Annotated in this window: 1 pseudogene; it reads left to right on the forward strand. The window is 65.1% G+C overall.

From position 1 onward, the window contains the following. Nucleotides 1–255, forward strand: a pseudogene (locus ACFHWW_RS34505) (ISNCY family transposase); the annotation flags it as partial.

The following is a 255-nucleotide window of genomic DNA, read 5'->3' on the forward strand; positions in this document are numbered from 1 at the left end:
GTCGCCTCGAGGTCACCCATGAGGGGACGTCCCTGCCCTACAGAACCTTCGACACGCTGCGCTCGGTGCACCGCTGCGAGGTGGTTGAGAACAAGCGCCTTGATGACATGCTGGCGGTGGTGGCCGAAATGCAGGCCGGACGAGAGCAACAGCGCAGCAAGGGCGGGCCGCGCCGCACCGGCCAGACGGACCATATGTTCGGCATTCGCGACGGCAGCCAGAGCAATGGCTATCAAAAGCGCGGCACGAAGCCTG

Source organism: Sinorhizobium sp. P24N7 (assembly GCF_042436655.1).
Classification (GTDB): domain Bacteria; phylum Pseudomonadota; class Alphaproteobacteria; order Rhizobiales; family Rhizobiaceae; genus Sinorhizobium; species Sinorhizobium meliloti_A.